General features: G+C 63.9%; 21 protein-coding genes and 2 tRNA genes. 10 read left to right on the top strand and 13 right to left on the bottom strand.

Annotated features, from left to right (window positions below; translation table 11 throughout):
- From DX912_RS07185 to DX912_RS07195, 3 genes are all read left to right on the top strand, one after another.
- A partial coding sequence (locus DX912_RS07185) for a 1-acyl-sn-glycerol-3-phosphate acyltransferase (RefSeq protein ID WP_181902747.1) occupies positions 1–784 on the top strand: 784 nt, incomplete at its 5' end.
- A gap of 75 nt (positions 785–859) precedes the next feature.
- Complete coding sequence (locus DX912_RS07190; RefSeq protein WP_115841827.1) at positions 860–1,222, top strand: CD225/dispanin family protein; 363 nt, start codon at positions 860–862, stop codon at positions 1,220–1,222.
- Positions 1,219–1,638, top strand: a complete 420-nt coding sequence (locus DX912_RS07195) for a DUF2752 domain-containing protein (protein WP_115841828.1) — start codon at positions 1,219–1,221, stop codon at positions 1,636–1,638. The genes DX912_RS07190 and DX912_RS07195 overlap by 4 nt, the downstream gene beginning before the upstream one ends.
- A gap of 3 nt (positions 1,639–1,641) precedes the next feature.
- Here the strand turns inward: DX912_RS07195 and DX912_RS07200 are convergent, their stop codons facing one another.
- The 6 genes from DX912_RS07200 to DX912_RS07225 form a co-directional block, all read right to left on the bottom strand.
- Positions 1,642–2,589 carry a hypothetical protein gene (locus DX912_RS07200; protein WP_115841829.1) on the bottom strand — a complete coding sequence of 316 codons (948 nt, stop codon included), beginning with the start codon at positions 2,587–2,589 and terminating at the stop codon, positions 1,642–1,644.
- A 668-nt stretch (positions 2,590–3,257) separates the two neighbouring features.
- Positions 3,258–4,205, bottom strand: coding sequence for an NAD(+) diphosphatase (gene nudC, locus DX912_RS07205; RefSeq protein ID WP_115841830.1), 948 nt, complete (start codon positions 4,203–4,205; stop codon positions 3,258–3,260).
- Positions 4,202–4,576 carry an iron-sulfur cluster insertion protein ErpA gene (erpA, locus tag DX912_RS07210; protein WP_181902748.1) on the bottom strand — a complete coding sequence of 125 codons (375 nt, stop codon included), beginning with the start codon at positions 4,574–4,576 and terminating at the stop codon, positions 4,202–4,204. The genes nudC and erpA overlap by 4 nt, the downstream gene beginning before the upstream one ends.
- Before the next feature lie 82 nt (positions 4,577–4,658).
- A complete protein-coding gene (locus DX912_RS07215) occupies positions 4,659–5,450 on the bottom strand; it encodes a DUF6776 family protein (RefSeq protein ID WP_233433519.1) in 792 nt (263 codons plus the stop codon).
- Between the two features lie 52 nt (positions 5,451–5,502).
- A complete protein-coding gene (locus DX912_RS07220; protein ID WP_115841831.1) occupies positions 5,503–5,919 on the bottom strand; it encodes a bactofilin family protein in 417 nt (138 codons plus the stop codon).
- A gap of 53 nt (positions 5,920–5,972) precedes the next feature.
- On the bottom strand, positions 5,973–6,704 hold the full coding sequence (locus tag DX912_RS07225; RefSeq protein WP_233433520.1) for a DUF6776 family protein: 732 nt from the start codon (positions 6,702–6,704) through the stop codon (positions 5,973–5,975).
- Between the two features lie 75 nt (positions 6,705–6,779).
- On the opposite strand from DX912_RS07225, the gene DX912_RS07230 reads away from it, so the two are divergent.
- Positions 6,780–7,361: a DUF4126 domain-containing protein gene (locus tag DX912_RS07230; protein WP_115841832.1), complete on the top strand. Its 582-nt coding sequence runs from the start codon at positions 6,780–6,782 to the stop codon at positions 7,359–7,361.
- Between the two features lie 82 nt (positions 7,362–7,443).
- Here DX912_RS07230 and bfr read toward each other — a convergent pair whose 3' ends face one another.
- The 3 genes from bfr to DX912_RS07245 all read right to left on the bottom strand — a co-directional run bounded on the left by bfr (position 7,444) and on the right by DX912_RS07245 (position 8,923).
- Positions 7,444–7,914 (bottom strand): bacterioferritin, encoded by a 471-nt coding sequence (gene bfr / locus DX912_RS07235; RefSeq protein WP_115841833.1) that lies wholly within the window; start codon positions 7,912–7,914, stop codon positions 7,444–7,446.
- Between the two features lie 115 nt (positions 7,915–8,029).
- Positions 8,030–8,233, bottom strand: a complete 204-nt coding sequence (locus DX912_RS07240; protein ID WP_115841834.1) for a (2Fe-2S)-binding protein — start codon at positions 8,231–8,233, stop codon at positions 8,030–8,032.
- Positions 8,234–8,335: 102 nt separating this feature from the next.
- Positions 8,336–8,923, bottom strand: coding sequence for an RNA pyrophosphohydrolase (locus DX912_RS07245; RefSeq protein WP_115841835.1), 588 nt, complete (start codon positions 8,921–8,923; stop codon positions 8,336–8,338).
- A 119-nt stretch (positions 8,924–9,042) separates the two neighbouring features.
- On the opposite strand from DX912_RS07245, the gene DX912_RS07250 reads away from it, so the two are divergent.
- The 3 genes from DX912_RS07250 (at position 9,043) to DX912_RS07260 (ending at position 12,159) form a co-directional block, all read left to right on the top strand.
- A tRNA-Met gene (locus DX912_RS07250) sits at positions 9,043–9,119 on the top strand.
- A 468-nt stretch (positions 9,120–9,587) separates the two neighbouring features.
- Entirely contained in the window at positions 9,588–10,757 is a 1,170-nt protein-coding gene (locus DX912_RS07255) for an IS256 family transposase (RefSeq protein ID WP_115841836.1), read from the top strand.
- Positions 10,758–10,959: 202 nt separating this feature from the next.
- Positions 10,960–12,159, top strand: coding sequence for a site-specific integrase (locus DX912_RS07260; protein ID WP_115841837.1), 1,200 nt, complete (start codon positions 10,960–10,962; stop codon positions 12,157–12,159).
- 366 nt (positions 12,160–12,525) lie between these two features.
- Here the strand turns inward: DX912_RS07260 and DX912_RS07265 are convergent, their stop codons facing one another.
- Complete coding sequence (locus DX912_RS07265; RefSeq protein ID WP_115841838.1) at positions 12,526–13,488, bottom strand: hypothetical protein; 963 nt, start codon at positions 13,486–13,488, stop codon at positions 12,526–12,528.
- Between the two features lie 110 nt (positions 13,489–13,598).
- Between DX912_RS07265 and DX912_RS07270 the strand changes: the two genes are divergently transcribed.
- Both DX912_RS07270 and DX912_RS07275 read left to right on the top strand, forming a co-directional pair.
- The gene (locus DX912_RS07270; RefSeq protein WP_147298582.1) at positions 13,599–14,741 is read left to right on the top strand and encodes a hypothetical protein; all 1,143 of its coding nucleotides are present in this window, start codon (positions 13,599–13,601) and stop codon (positions 14,739–14,741) included.
- A gap of 1,441 nt (positions 14,742–16,182) precedes the next feature.
- On the top strand, positions 16,183–17,469 hold the full coding sequence (locus tag DX912_RS07275; RefSeq protein ID WP_181902749.1) for a phospholipase D-like domain-containing protein: 1,287 nt from the start codon (positions 16,183–16,185) through the stop codon (positions 17,467–17,469).
- Here DX912_RS07275 and DX912_RS07280 read toward each other — a convergent pair.
- Positions 17,466–19,127, bottom strand: coding sequence for an N-6 DNA methylase (locus tag DX912_RS07280; RefSeq protein ID WP_115841841.1), 1,662 nt, complete (start codon positions 19,125–19,127; stop codon positions 17,466–17,468). The genes DX912_RS07275 and DX912_RS07280 overlap by 4 nt on opposite strands.
- Positions 19,124–19,276, bottom strand: a complete 153-nt coding sequence (locus tag DX912_RS07285; RefSeq protein ID WP_115841842.1) for a ribbon-helix-helix domain-containing protein — start codon at positions 19,274–19,276, stop codon at positions 19,124–19,126. Before DX912_RS07285 ends, DX912_RS07280 begins: the two co-directional genes overlap by 4 nt.
- Positions 19,277–19,543: 267 nt before the next feature.
- Between DX912_RS07285 and DX912_RS07290 the strand changes: the two genes are divergently transcribed.
- Positions 19,544–19,620, top strand: a tRNA-Met gene (locus tag DX912_RS07290).
- Between the two features lie 143 nt (positions 19,621–19,763).
- On the opposite strand, the gene DX912_RS07295 is transcribed toward DX912_RS07290, so the two are convergent.
- A complete protein-coding gene (locus DX912_RS07295; protein WP_115841843.1) occupies positions 19,764–20,966 on the bottom strand; it encodes an NAD(P)/FAD-dependent oxidoreductase in 1,203 nt (400 codons plus the stop codon).
- Between the last annotated feature and the right edge of the window lie 10 nt (positions 20,967–20,976).

The raw sequence follows: 20,976 nt of genomic DNA on the forward strand, positions 1-20,976 counted from the left end.
CGGCATGAACATCCAGAATGCCGGCTTCATCGTGCTGGCGGCGGCGCTGGGCATCGTGGTGCAGCGCTTCTTCGGCTGGACGATCCCGCAGGTGTTCCTGGCACTGGCGATCGCGAACGTGATCGTGGCGATCTACATCTTCACGATCGTGCCCGAGTTCATGATGCGGTTCCTGAGCTGGGTGTTCGTGCGCGTGCTGTACCGCATGCGGCCGCACGGCATCGAGCAGCACGTGCCGGACGAAGGCGCGGCGCTGATCGTGTGCAACCACGTGAGCTACATGGACGCGCTGATCCTGTCGGCGAGCGTGCCGCGGCCGATCCGCTTCGTCATGTATTACCGGATCTTCAACATCCCGGTGATGAGCTGGATCTTCCGCACGGCGAAGGCGATCCCCATCGCCGGTGCGCGCGAGGACCCCGAGCTGATGCGCAAGGCGTTCGACGAGATCGACGCCGCATTGGCCGAAGGCGAACTGGTCGGCATCTTCCCCGAAGGCGCGCTGACGAAGGACGGTCAGATCGCGCCGTTCAAGTCGGGCGTGGAGCACATCCTGGAACGCGCCGCAGCGCGCGGCCAGATCGTGCCCGTGGTGCCGATGGCCCTGCGCAACATGTGGACGAGCATGTGGAGCCGCCGCGACACGCGACTGGGGCGGATGCGCGTGCCGCGCCGGTTCCGCGCGCCGGTGGAGGTGATCGCGCAGGCACCGATCCTGGATCCCGCCATCGACGCGGCCACGCTGGAAGCGAAAGTGCGGGCGATGCGCGGCGACGCCGCCTGAGCCATCACGGCGGGACCATGGGGCGTTTCCTAGGATCGGTTCGCCGCGGCGTCGCGGCGCACCCGAAGGATCGCCATGAACGTGCCGCCTCCCATCCCGCCGTCGTCGCCGCCGCCTTCGCTGGCGTCGCGTATTCCCAACTACATGATCTGGGCGATCCTCATCACGATCGCCTCGGTGCTGTTCTGCTGCATCGTCGGCACGATCCCGGGCATCGTGGCCATCGTGTTCGCCGCGCAGGTCAACACCAAGCTCGCCGCGGGCGATGAAGCCGGCGCGTGGGTCGCGTCGCGTCGCGCGAAGCTGTGGTGCTGGATCACCACGGGCCTGACGATCCTCGGCCTGTGCTGGACGATCTGGTTCATCAGCGCCGGCGGCATGGCGCATTACCAGCAGATGATGCAGGAGTTGGAAAACGTGCAGCGCGTGCAGCAATGAACGCCGTCGTTTGCCGCGCCTCGTCGCTCGCGTTCGGGATGCGCACCGCCGTGGCGGGTGCCACGGCGGTGCTCACGCTGCTGGGTGCCGCGCTGCTGCGGGTGTTCCAGCCCGAGTCGCTGTGGCCCTGCGTTTTCTATGCCGTCACCGGGCTGCACTGCCCCGGCTGCGGGCTCACGCGCATGCTGCACGCGCTGGTGCATGGCGACGTGGCGCGTGCGTGGTCGATGAATCCGCTGGCGATGATCGCGCTGCCATTGCTCGCGGCGATGCTGGCGCAGTGGTGGCTAGCGCGGCCGCTGTTGCCTGCGTCGCTCAACCGGTACGCGCACGATGGACGCGTGTGGATCGTCGCGCTTATCGCGTTCGGCGTGCTGCGGAACCTGCCGATGTTTGCGTGGATGGCGCCGGGCTGAGCGTCAGCTCACCCAGCCCGCGATGACGAACAGCGCGAGCACCGCAAGCCATACCAGCAGGCTGCGCCAGACCAGGCTCATCGCGTCGCGCAATTCCGGCACTTCGCCGGAGAACGTTGCGGAGATCGGCGGTGGTGTCGGCGCAAGGCCGGCATCGCCCGCTTCCACGCCGGTGGCGACGTCGTCGTAATCGGCGGCCTCGTCGGCGAGTTCGCACTTCACGCTGGCACGCGCGACGGCGCCGAGGAACGGACGGCGCACGTCGAACGACGCGCCACCGGCATCGCGCCACGCGCCGAGCACGGTGTCGAAGTTGCCGACCAGCGCGAGCGAAAGCGTCATCAGCTGCGCGACGGGCCAGTCGAGGATCGCGAACAGGTAACGCGCGCCTTCGCGCGTTTCGTTCGGCAATGCGCTGGCCGCTTCGCCTTCGGCCGAAATGGCGGTAAGCCGGTAGAGCAACGCGCCGAACGGCCCGAGCAGCAGGAACCAGAACAGCACGCCGAACCAGCGGTGCTGCGCGTTGCGGAAGACGGCTTCGACGAGGCTGCCGCCGTCGAGCACCGCGGGCATGCCCCCTTCGGGCCACAGGCGCATCGCAGCGGTGCGGCGCGCGACGGGATCGGGCGCGTTGGTGACGGCATCGACATCGACGTCCAAGTCACGCGGGCCCCATGCGTAGAACAGCACGGCGACGCCGAAGATCAGGCTTGCTAGGCCAAAGAAGGTATCCAACAACGCGAGCTGGAACAGCGTGACGAGGAGCGAGATCGGTGCAAGCGCTAGGACGAGTCCCCAGCGACCGCGCCAGAAGCTGCCTTCGGGGAAGCGCGAGTCGAGCCAGCGCAGCCAATCGCGATACCAGCCGTACTGGCGAACCGACGCCGCAAGCGACGGCGCCATGTGGCCGAGCACCAGCGCGACGACGACGGCGATCAGGGTGGCGGACATTGCGCGGCGGCTCCGGTCGCGTGGGCTGGATCGATTCTAGCGTGGCGTTGCGGGAGCGATGGCGTCTGCTCATAGCCCCTCTCCCGCCGGCGACCGAAGGGAGTGCAGAGCTGAGAGGGGGCGGGGTGAGCCTGGCGGAGTGATGGCCCACACGTCTCGCGGGCGTCTTTCGCGACGTGAGGCAGTTGCCTGCTGCAGCCAAGATCATTCGCGATGCAGTGCACTGCGCCCTTAGCTGTCATCCCCGCGAAGGCGGGGATCCATGCCTGCGAGCATCAACGCCTTCGAATGAGGCGGGGCGTGGGCCCGATGGATTCCCGCCTTCGCGGGAATGACGGTGCTGTTGGGTGCTGGCACGAGAGTGCCCGTGCGTTACAGGCCTGGGTCCCGGCTTTGGCCGGGACGACGGCATTCTGTTGCGACACATCACCGAAATGATTCGAAGATACGGCGCACTACGCCCTTGGCTGTCATCCTCGCGAAGGCGGGGATCCTGTTTGCATGCATCAACGACGCCGAATGAGGCGGGGCGTGGGCCGTGGATTCCCGCCTTCGCGGGAATGACGGTGAGGTAGGTTTCGGGTGCGGGAGTGCCCGTGCGTTACAGGCCTGGGTCCCGGCTTTCGCCGGGATGACGGCTTTCTTTCGGGCGACTGGTAACGGCTCGCTTACGCGCCGCCGTGCTCCGCCAGCCACCGCTCGATCAACCAGCGCGAGATCGAAATGCTCGGCGAGAGCACCGGGCCTTCGCCATCGTCCTGCGTGCTGCCCCACTCGCCGCGTTGGCGTGCACGACGCACGTCATCAGCGGTGAACCACCGCGCTTCCTCGAGCTCGTCGTCGACCTGCGGCTGGTCGGGCTCGGCTTCGGCGTGGAAACCGAGCATCAGCGAGCCCGGGAACGGCCACGGTTGCGAGGCCATGTAACGGCAACGACGCACGCGCACGCCGGTTTCTTCCAGCACTTCGCGCGCGACGGTCTGCTCCAGCGATTCCCCCGGCTCGACGAAACCCGCGAGCACCGAGTAGCGCCGCGCGGGCCACGCGGCCTGGCGACCGAGCAGCAAACGCGAACCGTCGGTGACGGCGACGATCACCGCCGGATCGGTGCGCGGGTAATGTTCGACACCGCACTTCGTGCACGTGCCCTGCCAGCCGGCGCGCGACAACGCGACTTCGCCGCCGCACACACCGCAGTAGCGGTGGCGGCTGCGCCAGTGCTGCAGCGCGCGAGCTTGCGCGAACACACTCGCATCGAACGCCGGCCACGACGCCGCGGCGCTGCGCAGGTCGACGCGACGCGGCGCATCGAGCGCGGTCAGCGCGCCTTCCAGCGCGAACCACGCCGTGTCGTGCGGATCGAGGCCGAGGAACACCGCGGCACCCACGCCTCCGGGACCCTCGCTTACGTCGTGTCCGGTGATGGCGAGTAGTCGGCCTTCGGCGTCGGCGTACGCGTTGCCCTTCTCGTCGAGCAGGATCACGCGCGAGGTGGGCCAGCGCGATTTCAGCGCGTCGGGATCGTCGCGAAGGCGGTCGGCACGATCGAGCGCGCCGCGGCACGCGGCATCCGCGCCGGCTTCGACGAACGCGAACGGTGCCGGCGTGTCGCTCACACCGCGAACGAGGAACCGCAGCCGCAGGTGGTCTTCGCGTTCGGATTGCGGATCACGAACTGCGCGCCGTGCAGGCTTTCGGTGTAGTCGACCTCGGCGCCCATCAGGTACTGCAGGCTCAACGGGTCGACCAGCAGCGTGACGCCATCGGTCTGGATGGCGAGGTCGTCCTCGCCCTGCGCCTCGTCGAACTCGAAGCCGTACTGGAAGCCGGAGCAGCCGCCGCCCTGGATGTAGACGCGCAACTTGAGCGCGTCGTTGCCCTCCTCCGCGATCAGCTCGCGCACCTTGCGGGCGGCGGCCGACGAGAACTGGAGGGGGCGGTCGAGGGACTGGTAGTCCGGCGTGGGGGAAACGGTGGGCAATTCCATGCGAAAAAGGATGGGGCGCGCGGCCGGGTTGTTCAAGCCGCAGGACGGGTCGCTGCGTCCTGCGGGCGCCGCAACGCCGGTTTCAGGGCGTCGCGGTGGCCGGCGCGACGTCGCGGGTGGCGTCGGCCCAGGTGAAGGACTGCTCGATCGGCGCGCCCGAGCGCGGCGCCAGGCGCACGGCGACGCGCACCGGCGTGAAGCCCGGCGGCAGGAAGATGTCGCCTTCGACCTGCTGGAAGTACTTGAACGAGTACGTCATGCCCGGCGCGTTGGCCTGCTGGCGCAGCACCGGCCAGGTGAGCTTTTCGAGCTTGCCGCCGCGCGTGCCCTCGATCGCCAGCGTGAGCTGCCCGGTACTGACCGCGCCGCGGTTGAGGTTCTGGGTGAGCGTGCCGGTGAAGTGCCAGGCGGTGTCGTTCTGCGGCTGCAGCCGAAGCGAATGCACCGCCAGGCCGCGGCGCTGCGCCGTACTGCCGACCAGGCGCTCGTAGAAGGCGACGTCGGCGCGCAGGCCGGCGATTTCCTCGTCGCGCTCGGCCAGCGTGCTCTGCAGGTCGCGATTGGCATCGCGGCTGATCTGGTCCGAACGGCTGAGCGTCGCCACGCGCTGCTCGAGCTGTTCGATCTGGCGCCGCTGGCTGCGCGTTTCGCGTTCGCGGTTCTCCAGCTGCGCCTGCGGGCTGTCCGGCGCCGGCGCGAACACGCGCCACGCGCCCCAGAGGCCGAAGAGCAGCGCCACGGCGACCACGCCCAGCAGCAACGGCGTGCGCCCGCCGACCAGCGCGTCGCGCGCGGCCGACGGCGCGGCGACGTGCTCCGGCACGTGGCCGGGCGGTCGGGGCGACGTGGATTGCTCGGGATCGCTCGGGGTCATGCCGGGGCGCCGTGGGAATCGGCGCCCAGCCTACCGCGAGCCGGTGTGACGGTCAGCGCAGAACGGCGGCGCCGTCCAGATCCGCTTCAGTCAGGGCGTGGCCTTCGTGGGCGCCGGCGTGGATCAGGCGGCCGGTCAGCACCGAGCCGGCCAGCATCTCGACGACCTGGTAGTGCACGTTGCCCTGCACGCGGGCCTTCGCGGCCAGTTCGACGCGCTCGCTGGCATAGACGTCGCCATCGAGGCGGCCGTTGAGGATGACCACCGGCGCGCGCACCTCGCCCTCGATGCTGCCGTTCTCGGCCAGCGTGATCGTGGCGCGCTGGCCTTCCTCGGCGATCACCTTGCCGACGATCCGGCCTTCGACATACAGGCCGCCGCTGAACTTCAGGTCGCCATGGATGACGACCTGGGCGCCGATGAGGGTGTCGACCTGGCCGTCGATCTGGGCGGGTTTGTTCTTGAACATCGGGTACTTCCGGTTGCGCGCCGGCGGACCGGCAGTAAGGGGGAATCGTCGGATCAGGTGGCGCCGAGCTGCCAGCCCAGCGTCTGCTCCACGGCGACGTCGCCGCCGTCGAGCGACACGCGCACGCGCTGCGGGGTGAAGTCGGCCGGCAGCATCACGCTGCCGTTGAGCTGCTGGAAATAGCGGAACGAGTAGTCCTGCGGCGGCGCGGAGCTGCGCTGGTGGAGCTCGTCCCAGCTGATCGTCGCGAGCTTGCCGTGGCGCACGCCCTCGACGGTGAAATGCAGGCGGCCGCGGCTGATCGCGCCCTTGTTGAGGCTCTGCGTCAGCACGATCTGGTAGCGCCAGCTGCCGCCGGACTCGGCATCGAAGCGCGCCGAGTGCACGCTGAGGCCCTTCGGCTGGCCGGTCGCGCCGACCAGCCGCTCGTAGAAGGCGAGGTTCGCGCGCAGGTCGGAGATTTCCTCCTCGCGCTCGGCCAGTTCGCCCTGCACTTCCTTGTTCGCGGCTCGGCTGATCTGGTCGGACCGCGAAAGCGTCGCCTCGCGTTGGGCCAGTTGCTCGGCCTGCGAGCGCCAGCGGCGCAGTTCGTCCTGGGCCGCGTCCAGCTGCGCCGTCACCTGCGGCAGCTTGGGCGCGGCATGGCGCTCGGCACCGAGCCACACGCCCGCCAGCGAGCCCAGCCACGCGATGGCGAGCACGGCCGCGATCAGCGGCCGGCGGTCCGGACGCTGCTGGACGATCGTGAAGCGCGGCGGCGGCGCCCTGCGCGGCGTGTTGTTCATAAGCGTGTTTCCGGCGGTGAGTCGCCGGATTCCCCAGCCCCTATACTTCGATGGACAGTCTAGCGAGGGAGCGACATGACGGATGCGCACCTGTTCGCAATTGGCGTAGTTCTGGCCTGGCTGGCCGGAATCCGCGTGTATCTCACGGTCTTCGGCGTCGGCTTGGCGGGCTTCTTCGGCTGGCTGGACCTGCCGCAGGCGCTGCAGGTTACCGCCTCGCCCTGGGTCCTTGGCGTCTCGGGCCTGCTCGCCGCTGGTGAATTTTTCGCCGACAAGATTCCGGGCGTCGACTCCGGCTGGGACCTGCTGCACACGCTGCTGCGCGTCCCGGCGGGCGCCTTCCTCGCGGCCGCCACGCTGTCGCCCGACGGGCAGCTCGGCGCTGGCGCGCTCGCAGCGGGCGCGGGCGTCGCGCTGACCAGCCACGTGCTCAAGTCCGGCTCGCGCGCCCTGCTCAACACCTCGCCGGAACCGATCAGCAACTGGACGGCCTCGATCACGGAGGACGCCGCCACGATCGGCGGCCTGGCGCTGGTGTTCGCGCATCCGTGGATCGCGCTCGGCCTCGTCGTGCTGATCAGCATCACCGTCGCGCTGCTGCTGTGGTGGGTCTGGCGGATGCTGTTCCGCCGCACGCCGAAACCCGGGCCGATTTGACGGGCCGATCTGACGAACCGCCAACGAAAAACGCCGCCGGATCCGGCGGCATTTTCGTTTCAGCCTTCGCGATGCGAGGCGATCAGTCTTCCAGCTTCGTCAGCAGGTAATTCTGTTCGCCCAGGCGCTCGATCAGCGACAGCTGCGTCTCGATCCAGTCGATGTGTTCTTCCTCGGAATCGAGGATGTCGGCGAAGAGCTTGCGGCTGACGTAGTCGTTCACCGACTCGCAATAACGGATGGCGTCGCGCAGCAGCGGCAGGCCTTCCAGTTCGAGCGCGAGATCGCACGCCAGCACTTCGCGCGGATTCTCACCGATGCGCAGCTTGCCCAGCGCCTGGAAATTCGGCAGGCCTTCGAGGAAGAGGATGCGCTCCGACAGCTTGTCGGCGTGCTTCATCTCGTCGATGGATTCCTTGTATTCGTGTTCGGCCAGTTCCTTCAGGCCCCAGTTCTTCAGCATCTTGGCGTGCAGGAAGTACTGGTTGATCGCGGTCAGCTCGTTGTAGAGCGCCTTGTTGAGGAACTCGATGACCTTGGCGTCGCCCTTCATGGCCGGCCTCCGTAAGACGTGGGATGGCGGCACTCTAGCCCGTTCATGGGCGCGATGACGGAACGCGAATCGGGTGCAGCCGCGTCCGAGAATCAGTCTCGGTTGGGAAAGAAGCTCAGGCGGCTTCCTGCATCACCGCGAAGGGCAGCTCGCGGACCGCGTGGGCGGCATCGAGCAGCGACGCGGCCATGTCGAGGCAGCTGCCGCAGTTGGCGCCGGCGCCGGTACGCATCGTCAGCTCGGTCACGCTGCGGCAACCGGCCTCGGCGGCCGAGCGGATGTCGTGATCGGTGACCCCATTGCAGATGCAGACGTACACGGCGGCGGTATTCGGCTGGACAGCCGGATCGGCTGCAGGGCCATTCCGCCATGAATGAGAATGATTGTCAATTAATCGACGGCAACCAGTCCGACGCCCCCGTCAGCGGGGCCCGGACCCCGCTCCGGCGCCGCGCCAGCGCGCGCCGCGGCTGCGGCCGATCTGGTCCTGGGGCCGGAATTCCGGACCCGGCGTCGGTACCGCCGCGGGTCCGGCCACCTGCCGGGCAGCGGGGGCGAGATGCCGCAGCGCCCGGGCGTACACCGAGCGCTTGAACATGACCACATGCTCGACCGGGTACCAGAAATCGACCCAGCGCCAGTGGTCGAACTCGGGCTTGTCTGTCAGGTCCAGTCGCAGGTCGGACTCCTGCCCGCACAGGCGCAACAGGAACCACACCTGCTTCTGGCCGATGCAGACCAGGCGGTCGTTGCGGCGGATCGCCCGCTGCGGCAGGCGGTAGCGGAGCCAGCCGGGCGTGGCGCCGAGGACCTCGACGTGCTCGGGAAGCAGCCCGGTCTCCTCGCGGAGCTCCCGGTACATGGCTTCCAGCGGCGTCTCGTCGCTGTTCATCCCGCCCTGCGGGAACTGCCAGCCGTCGCGATGCACGCGGCGCGCCCAGAACACGCGTCCGTCCGGGTGCATCAGGACGATGCCGACATTGGGTCGGTAGCCGTCCGGATCGATCACGATGCGGACTCCTGAATTCACTGCCTCCGACTCTGCCACGCCCTCGCCCGCGACGACAACCCGGTCCGGGGCGATTGACGGACACCCCTTCGGCATGAATAATTCGCGGTTCTCCGCGGGGCTATGTAGCTCAGCCGGTTAGAGCACAGCACTCATAATGCTGGGGTCGGTGGTTCGAGTCCACCCATAGCCACCATCCGCGAGAGAACAAGGCCCTGCTGACAAGCGGGGCCTTTTGCTTTCAAGGACTTCCGGGGGTGCTGACAGTCCACCGAGGACGATCCTCATCCGAACAGCGCTTCTCCTCCCCCTAATTGGCTTAACAGCCACTTAGGGATCGTGCCCAGCCCATCGTGGCGACGGCCTGCCCCTGGGGGAACGCTGGTCCGAACTTCGGGACACGGTGGTTCGGGAACCACTCCTCAGAGAGCAACTCCGTGGGTACAGGCTGGATCGGGAAATCAGCGCGGTGCGGATAGCCCTCATCCAGCGCGATGGGACAGATCTTCGATTAGCTCGGCGCGACCAATGTGCGTTCCCGTCACAAGTGGAAATCCGATGGCGCACACTTTCTGTCGCACTGCACACCTATCTTTTGCATGAAACATTTGGGTAACAGCACCACCGTAGAAATTGCGCCTCCCGATGAATCGGCTAGGACGCCATGTCAAAAAGCGCGCAAACGATCCCGAACGACCTTATTGAAGCCCTGCTCGCCCAACGGCCACGTCCAGAAGAGCTTCTAGGCAACGACGGCCTCATCCAGCAGCTCGCCCAACAGCTAATCGCCCGATCCCTGGATCTGAAAACCAGCGAAAACGCTAAGCCATCTCAATCCCTGTCGGCATCGAAGGTCACGGCAGATGTGGGTGGACCGCTGTTGGAGGGCGACGCGCCGGCTGCGCGGAAAAGAACTTCGAGTAAGGGGAGAACCATACCCCCTGGCCTCGACACTAAGATCATCGACATGTATGCGAAGGGCCTCACGCCGCGCGAGATACATGAGCAGATTCTCGATTTCTACGGTATCGATTTGTCCCCGGCAACGATCGGCAACGTCACAGACGCGGCGATAGACGAGGTCAAGGCGTGGCAGTCACGGCCACTGGATGCCGTCTATCCCATCGTCTACATGGATTGCATACACGTCCGGGTGCGCGATGGCGCGTCTCGCCCTAAAGCCGTTTACGTCGTAATTGGAATATCGATTACCGGCCAGAAGGAGGCCATCGGACTTTGGGTGTCGCCAAACGAGGGCGCAAAGTTCTGGCTCCAAGTGCTAACGGAGATCAAGAACCGCGGTGTCCAAGATATCTACATTGCCTGTGTGGACGGCCTCAAGGGCTTCCCGGATGCGATAGCGACGGTTTTCCCTCGCGCCACCGTGCAGTTGTGCGTGGTGCATATGGTCAGAAATAGCCTAGATTTCGTCTCATGGAAGGCTCGCAAGCAGGTCGCCCTGGACCTTCGCCCCATTTACACCGCTACGACGGTTGAGGCTGCTGCTGCGGCTCTCAGTGACTTCGAGTCGAAGTGGGCGGCTGAGTATCCAACGATTGGTCAAGCTTGGCGGCGAAACTGGGCGCAGCTCACGCCGTTCTTTGACTTCCCTAAGGAGATTCGCAAGATCATCTACACGACGAACACCATTGAGTCGATCAACATGAGCCTGCGCCGGGTCATGCGTTATCGCGGGACGTTCCAGAATGATGAGTCCCTACTCAAGCTGTTGTATCTGGCGCTGCGCAATATCAGTCGGCGCTGGACGCTGCCGGTGCACGATTGGAAGGCGGCTTTGAACCGCTTCGCTATTCAGTTCGGACCGGAAGAATAGCGGCGCGCTGCCCCGCTGTGTTAGGGCGGACTGGGCGAGTCAAATCTGCCAATCCGCGAATCAGAAGGGCCCTGCTGAAAAGCGGGTACTTTTGGCATTTAAGGGCTTCCGTGGGCGATCGCGCCTGTACGGATGATCCTCATCCGAACACCGAATCTGGGGGTCCGATAGCGTCTGACTAGGCACTTTCGGATCGAGCCCAATGCGCATACCCCTCACCAAGCGCGTCGTCGCGACCGCCCAGCCCCGGCAGCGCCCCTACGAGCTCAGGGACGCGCAGGTGCGCGGCCTACTACTCAGAGTGCAGCCGAGCGGGCACAAAGCGTGGATCGTCACCTGGGCGCATGGGAAGCGCAGGACGCTGGGGGAAGCCACCCTCCTGACCCTCGAACAAGCACGCGCCTACGCATCGCAGGCGATGGCCGAAGTCATCCAGCAGGGATTGCCCAGCATCGCTAAGCCGGAGCGCCCCAGGTGCACATTGGCTGCGTTTCTGAACGACCACTACGAGCCATGGGCTAAGGTCGAACTCCGGGGCGGGCAACATTACGTCGAGCGAATCGAGATTCACTTCGCCGGGCTTCTGAACCGCCAGCTATCGGATATCGATGAAGCCGTAATCGACCGCTGGTGGCGCGCCCGCATCACAGGGGATCGCGCTGTATCGAAAGCGACGGCGACCCGCGACTTGGCGTGCCTTCGCTCTTCTCTATCCAAGGCTGTGGAATGGAAGCTACTCGATCAGAACCCATTGCTGGGTCTGCGGCAGAAGTCGGTCGAGTCTCGCAAGATCATCCGGTTTCTGTCCCCCGATGAAGAAAAGCGGTTGCGCTCAGCGCTGATCGAACGCGACCAACGCCTTGCCGCTGCCCGTGCTTCGGGAAACCGTTGGAGAGCGTCCCGCAACGTGCAAATGATGCCGGAAATTCCTGCGGGCAGCTTCGGCGACCATCTGACCCCGGTCGTACTGCTTGCGATGAACACCGGGCTGCGTCGGGGCGAGCTGCTGTCGCTGACGTGGGCGGATGTCGATCTTGATGCCCGCATGCTCACCGTGCGCGCAGAGAACGCCAAGAGCGGGCGCCAGCGTCACATCCCACTGAACACCGAAGCTCATACCGTGCTTGCACAGTGGGCCACCCGGACGCTCGTGACGACGGGGCGCGTGTTCAACGTTGCCAGCGTCAAGAAAGCATGGGCGGGGGTACTGACCAGCGCCCGCATTGGTAGCTTCCGCTTCCACGACTTGCGCCATCACTTCGCCAGCAAGCTCGCGCGTGCTGGTGTGGACCTCAATACGATCCGCGAACTACTCGGGCATGCTGACATTGCGATAACACTGAGATACGCCCACTTATGCCCGGGAACGCTTGCCGCAGCGGTGGCGAAACTAGCGGCGTGATCGCGACGGCGAGGCTCGCGCTTTCGGGCATACCCAAGCCCAGCCAATTAGACCGGGCCTGCGTCCGAGGCGCTCACCGCTATACCCCTATCTGATCGACTCGGGAACTGTCAGGGCGCGGTAGGTTACGTTTTGCTGGGTGCTACAGCGCGCGCTGCGGGAGGGCGCTGGGCTCCTGTCGCCGGATAGGGTGGAAGTCCTAGGTGTTCGCTGGAACCCGTGTTCCGACTCATCCGAAGTGGCGGTCGTCCGAGGCGCACTCCATACAGGCGCCCTCGTGCCTAACCCCGCAATCCGGGCCTGACAACATGAAACGGCCCTCGGCCGCTCTTATCTGCTGAGGTATGACGTTGTCGGCCCTGCTTCCTATTTCACGCGGTCAATAACCCAATCTACGAGGCCACCCTCGAGAACCATCCGCGCCACATCGCCTGCTCCAAAGAGCGTTACTCCCGCTTCTGAGAACGAGTGCTCTATCTGGCCGGTGTGATAGACGTAGAACAGGCGATCGTAGGTGTCTTTGTTGGCAAAATCCTTCGCGTACGCATCCAGTTCGCCCTGCGTCGTTTGGCACTTGATTTGGACATACGCGCGTTCACGGGTCAGGGGAGCTTCGAGGTCGAGGTCTTTGGTGGCCTGATTGCCGCCCACGGCGCCCAAACGGCGCCAGCCGGCGTTGACAAACCCCATATCGATGAGAATCTCGAAGTCACGCTCGTGCAGCATTTGGATTAGCGGAACAAGAGCCTCAAGGAGCGATGTCCGGGCCTGTTCGACTCTCGTCACCTCATCGGATCGTTGTCCATTGATGCGCTTCACCAAGCGCTCGGCGTCAATGACGTTGCACGAAGTGCCCCGGAACATGCTGAGCTTGGTGATCGTGCCGGGGAGGCTGGTCTTGGTCAGCGTTGCTCCAGTCGCGTCAGTCGTCCTCCATCCCCCGCAAAGGGTCCGGTAGCTACTGTAGTTGGCATCGCGATCCCAGCGTTGCGGCTCGCCGGGTTCCAAGAACCCGTAATGCAGGACGTCATCGATGAAGGTGACCCATAGCGTGTCGCCCTGATCCTCAAAGAACGCCCTGATCTGGTTAGTGAAGGATGTCGCCGTCCCGGGTGATTGCTTTCCCTGTTCGCGCCACGACCGCGCCAGTTCGTCCCAGTCCTTGGCCCGACACAGCGCGAGGGTTTCCGGATCGGCCGACTCAAAGCCAAACCGCAAGATGCCTAGCCGCTTGCTGTCCTGCTCCCATGACCCACCGGGACCGAGCTTTACGTACCGTACCGCGCGCGGATTGATCGAGCGGGCGGGCTCAGAAGGGCTGTCAGCCATTGGGGTCCTCAGGAGGGAAGGAGAGACTGGTTTACGAACCGTTCATTTTGGGGCGTGACGCCATGAATTACCACGGTATGCATCCGGGACATTCACTCCCGGAGCACTCTATGCCCAAGACCAGAAAGACCCCACGTAAGCCCCAGCAGCCCGGTAAGCCGAAGAAGAAGTCATCACCCTTGCAGCAAGCAGCCCTGCAACGGGTGGCCAACCTCGCGGCTGTCAGAACGCGCCCGGACCCGACAGCTCGACTCGTCGGGGAAGTTGCCCTGACGCGTTCCTGGTTCGACCAGCGACACCTCGACGCCGAGCCCCACCTCCAAGACCTCATGTGGGTCCAGTACCGCTATATGACGCTCTTGCAGCGTACGGAGCTGTTCGCCCGGGAGTACGTGGCTGCTTATCGACGTGCTTACGGCCGGCACTTCGATCCCATCAAGGTGGCCATGCTCCGCCCTCTGTCCACCACCCTGGCCGGATGTTCGCCCGACGAAATCAACGCCTTGGCCCATGCACGCGCGCATGCGGATGCCTTGGGGATGCCGTACGACATCTACTGCGACACCGTGATGGAAGGCCATCTCGCCAGCGACAAGTGGCAGCGGCCTCCGCGACCCAATCAGATGTACGGAAAGTTGGCACCTCCCCGGCTACGTGGTCGTCCGACACGCGAAGAAGTCAGCGCACGCCTGTTTGGTGACGGCTGGGACTCGCGCTTCTTTGCCGGAGGACGTTCTGATGACCCGATTCGACGCGCCGCGCTCGAACTGATGTGCAAGGACGTGTTCGCGGCACCCGGAAGGGCCCAGCGCTTGGCGACCTATCTAGTAGAGCGGCGAGCTTTGACCGAAACGGAAGGACGCATGTTGTTCGGCAACGACCTGGTGGATGAGGCGATCGAGTTCGGTGGTGTACCAGATGGGCCCGTCTTGTGGAGCAGCGAGGCGCCTACCCCGTCTTGTTACGGCTTCCATAAGAAGGCAGACAGCATGGCTTGCCAGGAGTGTCCTGTGCGTGGCGGGTGCGCCGATCTTGTCGAAGCGGCGGGGCGTGAGCTGGCCGCCACCATGGGTAGCGATAACCCCAGGTTGGCGCGTAAGCGACAACAGGGGGCGGATCGTCAACGCCGTCACAGGGATCGGCGCCGTGCCGAGAACGCACAGCGCAAAGCGGTGGCTCATGGGCCGTATGCCGCAGGGGATCGCCGAGCGATTGGCAGCGACGATCTCGATGACTTCCTCAAGGACTTGTGACGCGGAAAGCAAAGGCTGCCGGGGCGATCGCCCCGGCAGTTCACGCGTAACGCTTCCCTTAAAAGCTTTACCTAATCAATTAAGAAAGTTAGAAGCAAAATATAAATAAAAACACGGGCTCGAGGGGACATATCGATGGTTCTCGGGCCTTCGGCCCTCGCCCTCATCGATATGTATGGCGCCTTACGGCGCCATGAAAATTCAAATTCCGGAAGTAGTACGCGCTGACGCATGAAGAAGCTGCTTCGGAATCTAAGAAACGTTTCGGACCCTTGAGGCTGCTTCGGTCCCAGCAAGAATTTCGGACTCGGACCCAGTGCGCCTTCGGCGCGCCGGGTCGATTCCGTCACCGTGGGCGCCTGTGACGCCCCTTCGTGCATCCGGGACCGCGTCAAGCGCCATGGAACCACGTGCGGACCCTTGCACCGTGCAAGTGAGCGCGGTTTTGGGGTCAGATGCCAGGTGGCGGGCGACTGTGGATCCACCGACACCATGTTGAAACCACATGTGAAACGCTGGTTCCAGAACGCCGAAAGCGCAAGATGCGGAAGGATGATGCGAGAGCCGCGACAGTGCTGCTCAGTCGCACATGCGGATGCTGCTACGGTTGGCTATATCGACACCTGGCTGGCTCCGACCGCATGCGCAGCTACAGGGGTAGCGCGATCGATGCGGAACCGCATGGCGCGTGTCCTGATGGGTTTGGTGCAATGCAGTTGGCGACATCCAGCGCGCAACGCCCACAGGATTTTCAAGCGGTCACTCTGCCTGCGCCAGCACTGCGACCGCACTGGCGCGTATCCATACAGCGCGCGCTGCATGCAGGGACGCAAGTATGAAGTGATAACCCATGTTTTCCCGCATAGCTGGCACAGTGTAAGCCTTCGTCGGAAAACGGCGCCAGTCTCACCGTGTACGACTGCCCCAAGGATCATTCCGGATGGATCACTATCGGAGCAGATCATGGATCGTTGGGGCTGGATGGCGTTTCGGGCGTACGTGCCGTCAGGCCTTGCACTGGTCGTGGGCGTGGTGTCGGCGTGGCTAGTGTCTGGCACTGCGGGCAAGCCCTGTGCTGGTCGGGCTGTTCGACGTCCTACGATGGGTGCCAGCAGGAGCATTTCTGACGGCGACGGGGCTTGGGGTGGTTGTGACCTATCGGCTATGGCAGTGGGAACGCGGCTAGGGCCCAACCTGCGACTGTAGCGGCGTGCTCGGATGGGAGCGTCCAGGTATTCGAGGGCGAAGGGACTACCGGAACTGCTTGACCTATGGGCGTAACGTCAACCACCGCCACTATCGTTGGTACCTCTGGTCGTTCCATCTCGGACGCCCAAAATCGGCAGATCCCGAAAGGCGTCGGCAAGAAACCAGACCATCCATTGACTGCCTGCCGCTATGGCAGGATAGAGGATGAATTCTGTCGATGGGGGGTGCCACTGTGGCGAAGAAGAGCTTCATCCTTCAAGGCTTCACCGCAAGGACTCACAAGGACGCGATCATCAGCCTCTTCGATGTTCCCGACATTGAGCGCGTGATTGTCAGCGTGGCCTTCGTGAACCAGAGCGGCGTCGCCCTGCTCGAGTCGCAGCTAAGCAAATACAGCGGCCAGACCAAGGTCTTCATTGGCATTCGGAACGACATTACTTCTACCCAGGCCGCCAAGCACCTGCTCGATCTGGGCGTCTCCCTTTTCCTCGTGGATACTGGGTCCCGCAGAGTCCTTTTCCATCCCAAGGTCTACTTGGTCAAGGGTGCCAGTGAGGCCCGATTGATAATCGGCAGCGCCAACCTTACGCCGGGCGGCCTCAACAACAACATCGAAGCAGGCATCGTTGTTGAATTTGACCTCGGCGACCCCGATGAAAGAGCACTGGTGGAGAGCATCGAGCAGGGTTTCGATGATCTGGCCACCGACTACCCCCAGAATCTCATAGAGGTCACGGCAGAATCAGTGCTGGACGCCCTCCAAGCGAGCGGCCGCCTCATCGACGAGACCGTGGCTTCGCCACCACGCCCCGTGAGTGCTGCTACCTCGCCAGCGAACGACCCGGTTCCCCGAATCGCCCTCAAAGTTGCACCGCTCTATAGCACCCTGTCTGCTGCGAAGAAGGCGGCTGCCAACATAACGATTGCCCCTACCGCCCCGGCGGCATCCCAAGTTGCAGCAGCCGCTGCCTCTGCCCCGACGACAGCCGCAACCACGGCAACGGCGGCCCCTGCCCCTGCTGCGGCTGCCGCGGCAACGGTCGCCCCTGTCGCCGCACCCACGCCGCCACCCGCATCTGGAGTTGAGTACGAGCTTGTCTGGGAAAGCAAGCCGCTGACGCGGCGTGACTTGAACATCCCGGACGGGAAGAACACGAACCAAACCGGCTCCGTCAATCTCGACAAGGGATTACTACCTGACGACGTAGACCAGCGGCATTACTTCCGCGAGGAGATTTTCCCCACGTTGACTTGGGGCCCCAGCAGGACAGCAACGGTCGAAGAAGCTTATGCAAAGTTCCAGCTCGTGGTGAAAGGAATCAGCTACGGCGAATTCGATCTGCGCGTGGCTCACACCATGGGCACCACCAGCAAGACCTACAAGCAAAACAATGCGGTGACGCGCCTTAGCTGGGGGCCAATGCGCGATTACATAGCCAAGGCTGATCTCATAAGCCGAACACTTTCACTCTATCGAGACAAAGCCGACCCGAAGCGGTTTGTCCTCGAAATTGACTAAACCGCTTCTACCTCGACCTTCTCGTCACTGGTGGTGCGGTGGCGTCGATCGCGTAGCCGCTTCCATCCGTTGAGCACGCATCCTTGCTTTGCATGCGACAGCCCCAACCCACCTAACACGATCCGCGAGTTGACCTCGAGGGCCTCACGAGCGGTTTGTGTACGGATTTGTTTGTCGAGTTCCTTCGCTCCGGCCTTAATCTTGCCGGGCAGGGGGATTACGAGCTTCTCGATTTCAGACGGCACCAACTCCAGCACCCCACCTCCGTAGTACCTCCCCTCCAATTCGGCACTCAATGCAGTTAACCCGTTGAAGAAGCACGCAACAAACTTTTCGGCGGAGGTCCCGTTAAGCACCCGAATTCGATATGCGGTATCGGTCGTGTAAGCCCCTGCCTTGTTCAAGATAAGGCGCGGGAGATCATGGGAACGCTTGAGCATTCCAATTTCCGTCGAGTACACCGAAGGCACCGAGAACCACGGCGACCGAATTCGGCACTTGTAGCGAGTATGTAGCGATTCCGCTTCCCCTGCCTCAATGTAAGCCTTCGACTTCTTATACCGAAGCGGCTCGCTGTCTTGAAACCACAAAAAGTTTGTGGGGTTCCCGACCTTGGCATTGGCGGCATGCTGCTTCGTATCGTAGATGACCCCAGGGCAGTGCTCGCTGCGGCCAAACATCGGGTAGGCCCAACGCTCCAAGCCGTGCTTAGCCACAACTTCATCGGTCACCAAGAAGAATTTGTTGGCCCCTGTAACGATGCCAACATTGACATCGGCAACATCGCTAAAACGATGCACTTCCTCGTGGTCACCAAGCTCGTCAAATAGGTCCCGCGTTTCCTTGTCCAAGATGGCGCGCGTCCACTTACCGGCAACAGTCTTTCCATTGATCGACTGAGGCGCAGAAAAAACCTTCGCAGGCTTCATCCGAAGAAATTCGCGGTCCCTCACCTCATAAATGCCAAGGCCTTGGGCTTTGTCAGCTTCGTCGCGCCGCTTTTCTGCTAGAAGCAGAACCGCACCTTGGAGGGTTCCGGCAAACCACAACTCTTCGGGGTCAATGACAACTAGACGCCGACACTCAGCGCCGAGATACGAGCGCAACGACTGAGCATGCATCACATGGATGATTTCCGCCGGAACAACCATCGCTAAGCGACCGCCCGGGCGGAGCATCTTCATGCTGGCCAGGATGAAAGGAACCCAAGCGTTCGTATGCTTAGTGAAAGGAAGCCCCAGGCTGCGGAAGACCTGTTCGGCCTTCACTTGGAATGGTTCGGGCAAATACTGGTAACGAACGAACGGAGGGTTGCCAATCACCGCGTCGAAGGTAGCTTCTTCCCGGCCAGACATTTCCAGCGCCCAGGACAGGAAATCTGTCACGTGAACTTTGGCCGCTGGCAAGCCGACTTCTTTCGCGCGCCTCCTTGATTTGGCAGCCTCCTGATCGTTTAGCTCCATAGCCGTCACTTCCAGCGTCGATGGAGCGCCCGCGCCACGAAGCGCGCTAAAGAACACCCCATCACCACAGCTAGGCTCTAGGACACGCTTAGGATCGATCTCAAGCACCCACTGACACAGGAAGGTGGCGAGGTCTTCCGGGGTGTAGTAGCCACCTCGGAGCTTCTGCGCCGTTTCGTTAGCAATAAAATTCATGGGTGATTTTTACCGAGCAGCGGCCATTGGTCGGCAACGTATTTCTCTGCCGCATCGCGGATGACCCAGGCCACCGACACCTTCTTCTGCTTCGCGATGTCTTGAAGGGTCTGGTAGATGTCCGGGGGGAGACTTGCCGTCGCGCGCATGGCGCGGGGCCTTCCGGTCGGCTTCCGGCCTCGTTTCGCAGACATACCCGCCCCCATAATTAGTTGCATCACTTTACATCACTTCGCAGCATACGCTTTTAGTCGCGGTAGGGCGGCCCTTGGGTCGCAAAAGACCGGGGCGCAAAGAATCGAATGGAGCCGTCTCGGTGATTGAGACCAGCTTGAGCGGCGGCTCCGGCTTACCGGCCACTTACCGAGACGGGACGCTTAGTGGCGGTTTGGCTAACCTATTGATCCGTAAGGTAGGGCTATGTAGCTCAGCCGGTTAGAGCACAGCACTCATAATGCTGGGGTCGGTGGTTCGAGTCCACCCATAGCCACCATCCGCGAGAGCACACGAAAACCCGCAGCGATGCGGGTTTTTTGTTGCCCGCTCGAAGGCGACCGAGACCGTTCGCCCACCACGAGGCGCCATCTGCTCCCCGTTCACGAACGCCGGCAGAGCGGACCCGCTCGACCCGCCTCCTCAGCGCAATCGCTCGAACCCGAACAGCGCCTGCAGCGGATGTCGGCGCCGCTCGAGCCACGCGCGCATCAGCCCGGCCCCCAGCATGCTGTAGACGATGCCGTTGCCGCCGTAGGCCATCGCGAACAGTACGCGCGGGCCCCATTGCGGATGGGGACCGAAGAAGGGCAGCCCGTCCTTCGTTTCCGCGAACGTCCCCGCCCAGGCGAACGACGGGACGGTGGTCAATCGCGGAAACAGGTCCTGCACGCGCTTCATCAGCTGTCCCGCCTTCTTGTCCACGCGCAGGTCGCGACGCCGGGGGATGTCCACCGCATCGTCCTCACCACCGACCAGCAGACGAGAATCGCCCGTAGCGCGCATGTAGAGGTATGGACGCGCGGTTTCCCACAGCATGGTGTCCGCGAGCGCGCCCAGCTCCACCGGCTCGGTGATGCATGCGTAGCTGCTGCGATTGCGGGCCAGGCTCTGGTCGATCCAGCGCTGCGACTCGTAGCCCGCTGCCACGACCACGTCCCGCGCGATCACTCGGGCGCCAGCATCGCTTTCGAGCACGACCTGCCGTGAGGTGGTCCGCACCGGCTTCAACCGTGTGCGCGTATATACGCCACCGCCGCGTTTGTGCAGGCGTTCCAACAGCCGGTGCGCGAGCCGATACGGGTCCACGCGCGCGGCCTGCGTCGTGAGCAGCGCCGCCGGCGCGTCGAATTCGTACTCACGCGCGACATCACCGCGATCGAGCCAGTGCGTGTCCAGGCCTGCGCGACGCCTGGCCTCGAATTCCGAACGCAGGCGCGGCACGTGCCAGCGACTGCTCGCGAAGTACAGGCTGTTGGTACGGGCGAAATCCACGTCACGGACACCACGCGCCAGGTCGCCGATCATCTCGATCGCTTCCTCGCATGCGCGATACGCCATCGAAGCCGGTTCCTCGCCGTACTCGCGTGCGAGGTCCGTCAGATGGGTGTCGATCTCGTACTGCAGCAGCGCCGTGCTCGCCGCACTGCTGCCCCAGCCGACGTCGCGCTGGTCGAACACCGCGACCTCGTGCCCGGCGTCGGCGAGCGCATCGGCGATGATGGCGCCGGTGATCCCGGCGCCGATGACCGCCACGTCGCAACGAAGATCCGTGCGCAGCGGTCCATACGACTGCATCAGCCCGTTCTTGACCGCCCAGAACGGGTAGCCGCTTTTCAGGTCCATGGCGCGGCCG

This window comes from Lysobacter soli, from assembly GCF_003382285.1.
Taxonomy (GTDB): Bacteria; Pseudomonadota; Gammaproteobacteria; order Xanthomonadales; family Xanthomonadaceae; genus Lysobacter_J; species Lysobacter_J soli.

Coding starts and splice junctions, on each gene's coding strand:
- DX912_RS07215 (WP_233433519.1), bottom strand. CDS start 5,450: ATGACCCCGAGCGATCCCGAGCAATCCACGTCGCCCCGACCGCCCGGC.
- DX912_RS07260 (WP_115841837.1), top strand. CDS start 10,960: ATGCGCATACCCCTCACCAAGCGCGTCGTCGCGACCGCCCAGCCCCGG.
- DX912_RS07195 (WP_115841828.1), top strand. CDS start 1,219: ATGAACGCCGTCGTTTGCCGCGCCTCGTCGCTCGCGTTCGGGATGCGC.
- DX912_RS07255 (WP_115841836.1), top strand. CDS start 9,588: ATGTCAAAAAGCGCGCAAACGATCCCGAACGACCTTATTGAAGCCCTG.
- DX912_RS07280 (WP_115841841.1), bottom strand. CDS start 19,127: ATGAATTTTATTGCTAACGAAACGGCGCAGAAGCTCCGAGGTGGCTAC.
- DX912_RS07295 (WP_115841843.1), bottom strand. CDS start 20,966: ATGGACCTGAAAAGCGGCTACCCGTTCTGGGCGGTCAAGAACGGGCTG.
- bfr (WP_115841833.1), bottom strand. CDS start 7,914: ATGAAGGGCGACGCCAAGGTCATCGAGTTCCTCAACAAGGCGCTCTAC.
- DX912_RS07200 (WP_115841829.1), bottom strand. CDS start 2,589: ATGTCCGCCACCCTGATCGCCGTCGTCGTCGCGCTGGTGCTCGGCCAC.
- DX912_RS07265 (WP_115841838.1), bottom strand. CDS start 13,488: ATGGCTGACAGCCCTTCTGAGCCCGCCCGCTCGATCAATCCGCGCGCG.
- erpA (WP_181902748.1), bottom strand. CDS start 4,576: ATGGAATTGCCCACCGTTTCCCCCACGCCGGACTACCAGTCCCTCGAC.
- DX912_RS07225 (WP_233433520.1), bottom strand. CDS start 6,704: ATGAACAACACGCCGCGCAGGGCGCCGCCGCCGCGCTTCACGATCGTC.
- DX912_RS07285 (WP_115841842.1), bottom strand. CDS start 19,276: ATGCGCGCGACGGCAAGTCTCCCCCCGGACATCTACCAGACCCTTCAA.
- DX912_RS07230 (WP_115841832.1), top strand. CDS start 6,780: ATGACGGATGCGCACCTGTTCGCAATTGGCGTAGTTCTGGCCTGGCTG.
- DX912_RS07190 (WP_115841827.1), top strand. CDS start 860: ATGAACGTGCCGCCTCCCATCCCGCCGTCGTCGCCGCCGCCTTCGCTG.
- DX912_RS07270 (WP_147298582.1), top strand. CDS start 13,599: ATGCCCAAGACCAGAAAGACCCCACGTAAGCCCCAGCAGCCCGGTAAG.
- DX912_RS07220 (WP_115841831.1), bottom strand. CDS start 5,919: ATGTTCAAGAACAAACCCGCCCAGATCGACGGCCAGGTCGACACCCTC.